General features: G+C 58.7%; 3 protein-coding genes. 1 reads left to right on the top strand and 2 read right to left on the bottom strand.

Annotated features, from left to right (window positions below; all coding sequences use genetic code 11):
• The coding region (locus EN964_RS28620; RefSeq protein WP_127277021.1) for a pyridoxal phosphate-dependent aminotransferase at positions 1-976 on the bottom strand (976 nt) is incomplete at its 3' end.
• Between the two features lie 120 nt (positions 977-1,096).
• Here EN964_RS28620 and EN964_RS28615 point away from each other — a divergent pair.
• Positions 1,097-2,764, top strand: coding sequence for a sulfotransferase (locus EN964_RS28615; RefSeq protein ID WP_127268657.1), 1,668 nt, complete (start codon positions 1,097-1,099; stop codon positions 2,762-2,764).
• A gap of 380 nt (positions 2,765-3,144) precedes the next feature.
• Here EN964_RS28615 and EN964_RS28610 read toward each other — a convergent pair.
• Positions 3,145-3,654: porin (locus EN964_RS28610; protein ID WP_164776051.1), on the bottom strand; the 510-nt coding region annotated here is incomplete at its 5' end.

Raw genomic sequence — 3,654 nt, 5'->3', positions numbered from 1 at the left:
ACAGCAGACCTTGCAGAACTTTCAGCGCGAAAGCGCTATCGCCGCCGCAATCGATGGTGACGAAGTTGGTCGCCGACGCCAGCGGCTTCAGGCCATTTGCCTCGGCAATGCCTGCGATGCGTCGGCGGCCGGCCGCGACCCGCGCCACCACGCTTTGCAGATAGTCCTGATCGGCGAGCGCCTCGACGCCGGCGATCTGCGCCATGCGGCTGACGCCATAATGGTTGCGGATCTTCTCGAAGTCGCGGATCACCTGGGCCTCGGCGATCGCATAGCCGCAGCGTATGCCCGCCAGCCCGTACGCCTTCGAGAAGGTGCGCATGCGGATGACGTTTGGCCTGGAGATATCGATCGGCGGCATCGCCGAGGCCGGCCCGAGTTCGCCATAGGCCTCGTCGAGCACCAGCATGGTGGTTTGCGGCAGCGCCTCGATGAAGCGGATGATCTCGCTCGCCTCCCACCAGCTACCCATTGGATTGTCGGGGTTGGAGAGATAGACCAGCGGGGCCTTGTCCCTACGCACCGCCGCCAGCAGGCCATCCAGGCTTTCCCGGTCGTTCTCGTAAGGGACTGTCACCAGCCGCCCGCCGACACCGGCAATGTGGAAGTTGAAGGTCGGGTAAGCGCCGAGCGAGGTAACCACCGCGTCACCAGGCGCGACATACATGCGTGCCACCAGGCTGAGCAGGCCATCTATGCCTTCGCCGACAACGACGTTCTCGGCCTCTACGCCGTGATGCGCGGCGACCGCCACCTTCAGATCGTGATTGTCGGGATCGCAATACATCCACATGTCGCCGGCGATCTCGGCCATCCGGGCGGTGACGCGCGGCGAGGGACCAAAGCTGCTCTCATTGGCGCCGATGCGGGCGCGGAAAGCGCGGCCACGCTCGCGCTCCTGCGCTTCGGGGCCGACAAACGGCACCGTCGAAGGAAGCGCTGCGATGAGCGGCATGAGGGGAGGGCGCTGGTGCATGGCGGAAGCTCGCTTGAAAAAGGGCCTTCTTGCTAGCGTGGCCGACTTGGCCGTGCAAGCACCCGGCGGTCCGCAATCGTAACGCTGGATTCCTGCGTATCTTTTTGCTAGCGAGACGCAATGAACAATCGTCTGCCGCCTGCCTGGTCCAAGCACCTGAAGGTCCAAACCGGACCGAAACCCAAATTCCCGCAACCGAATCTTCCGAAAGCGAATTCGCTTTCGCGTGCGCAGGCCGACGAGGCGTTGCTGCAGCAGGCATATCAGTTTCAGCAAGTCAAACGGCTCGGCGAAGCTCAGGACTTATGCCTGCAAGTTCTGGCGCGTACGCCCAACCATCCACTTGCCCTGTATATCTTGGGGACCGTGTGCCTGGGCTACGACGATGAGGCGGCCTTGCGATATTTCGCACGCGCGGTCGGCGAGGAGCCAAAAAACCCTTACTACCACCTTGGGCTGGCTTCGGCCTATGTGAAGGTCAGCGAATATTCGCCAGCAATCAGACATATGCAATACGCCTTGGAGTTGCAGCCAGATCTTATCGAAGCACTTTGTGCATTGGGGGACGCTTATATCGACTTTGACAAACCTGAGATGGCTTTGCCGCTTTATGAGAAGGCACTAAAAATAAACCGGGATCATCCAAAGGTGCGGATCGGACTGGCTCGCGCGCTCACCAGCGTGGGACGGATGGTTGAAGCTGCCGCCTATCTTCAGGAGGCAATCGAACGTCGTATCAAGGTGCCGGCGGCGTACAATGACCTCGTGCAGACACAAAAATTCACCGAAGAGCCTAAGGAGCTCAAAGCCATTCTTGGCGAACTTGGAAATCCGAAGCTTGAACCGGATGGTGCCGAGAACCTTCATCTGGCGGCCGGCAAGGTGCTGAATGATCTCAAACGCTATAAGGATGCATTCGACCATTTCAACAAGTCGAAACAGGCATCAGGCCGCAACTTCGATATCGACCAATACCGTCGCTGGATAGACTCACTGATTGCGACCTTCACGCCTGAGATGCTGGCTGCCAAGGCCGATTACGGAAATCCTTCGGAAATTCCCGTGTTCGTGGTCGGCATGCCTCGCTCAGGCACAACTCTTACGGAACAGATCTGCGCCAGTCATCCTGATGTACACGGCGCGGGCGAACTAATGAAGCTTAGGCGGGTGGCGAATGCGATTGAACTCAGAAGGTCGTCAGCCGGAGATTTGGACTCGGCGGTCGCGTCGATCACAAAAGGCTTGTCCCGAACATTGGCCGAGGAGCATTTGTCCTATCTGAAGGAGCGGGCGCCCGCGGCACTTAGGATCGTCGATAAGATGCCGCATAATTTTGAACTGATCGGTTTGATTGGCCTTCTCTTCCCCAACGCAAAGATCATCCATTGCCGCCGTGACGCGATCGACAATTGCGTCTCTTGCTATGTCTTGAAATTCGGCGAGGGGCACAGTTACAACACCGACCTGAAGACACTCGGTCTGTACTATCGCGAATATGACCGTCTGATGCAGCATTGGAACGAGGTTTTCCCGGGCCTGATCTTCGAAAACCGCTACGAAACGCTCGTCGAGGATCAGGAGGCGCAGTCACGCCGCCTCATAGATTACCTTGGGCTGCCCTGGGATGACGCCTGCCTGCGTTTTTTCGACAGGGATGGTTCGGTCAACACGCCCAGCCGCTGGCAGGTTCGCCAACCCATCTACAAATCGTCTGTCAAGCGCTGGAAGAATTATGAAGGCGAGATCCAGCCGCTAATCGATGCTTTGGGCGACTTGGCGGAGACGTAATTCAAACGGGGCTGACGTGCCTCTCATGCACGTCACCTCGATTTGGTTGGCACTGCTGAGCTGAAGAAGCGCAGGGATGCGCGTGATTCCGCACCCGACGATCCCAAATGCAATCGCCGGTTGGCCGATTATTTTCTGCTGGTCGGCGCTCGAAGCGCTTGGCGCGAAATCTCAGGCGTTGCCGGACTGGCAAATAGCCTGGTTGCCGAAGCTGTCAGGGCTCCGCCTCGGCGGCTGGCTACTGTTGGCCGCAAACCCTTCAAGAAGTGCAAGGCTCGGCCGCGGGGCAGCACAGTTGCATTTGCCGAGGCCCCTGAAAATCCGGCGCGAAAAACCCGGCGGTTACCCGCCGGGTTTCGATTTCGACAAGTCGAAATATATTAGAACGAGCGCTGGAAGCGGAGGAGGCCGCCGATGCTGTTCTTCTTATCGGCCGGGGTGAACGATGGGTTAACATAGTTGACATCGCCAAATCGGCCTGCATGGAGGTAGTCGACTTCGGCCGTGACGGTGAAGCCCGGAACAACGTCATAAGCGATGTTCGCGGCAACACCGACGTTCTTCCAGTCGTCAGCGGACACCTGGGCGTTGAACGAGGTTTTTTCGTTGAACTTGTAGGTGCCACCGCCCCACACTGCCCAATTGCCACCCCACATCTTGTAGAAGCCGCGACCGTTGGCGTCGACATGATTGCCGAGGTTGTCGTTGAGGTTATCGTCCGAGCCGTAGCCGCCCATGATGAACAGCGAGAGTTCGTTGGAGACGTTCACATCCAGGCGAACCTTGCCGGCCACTTCTTCGTAGTTGCTGTCATAAGCGACGACACCGGTGATGGCGCCCCAGCCCTGCGTGTACTTCACGCCGCCGACGACATGCGGAACATAGCTGTC

Origin of the sequence: Mesorhizobium sp. M7A.F.Ca.CA.001.10.2.1 (assembly GCF_003998575.1) — a bacterium.
Lineage (GTDB): Bacteria > Pseudomonadota > Alphaproteobacteria > Rhizobiales > Rhizobiaceae > Mesorhizobium.
This window is presented reverse-complemented; position numbering and strand designations above follow the sequence as displayed.

Excerpts from the sequence above, each read along its gene's own strand:
- EN964_RS28615 (WP_127268657.1), top strand. The coding sequence starts at position 1,097 with ATGAACAATCGTCTGCCGCCTGCCTGGTCCAAGCACCTGAAGGTCCAA.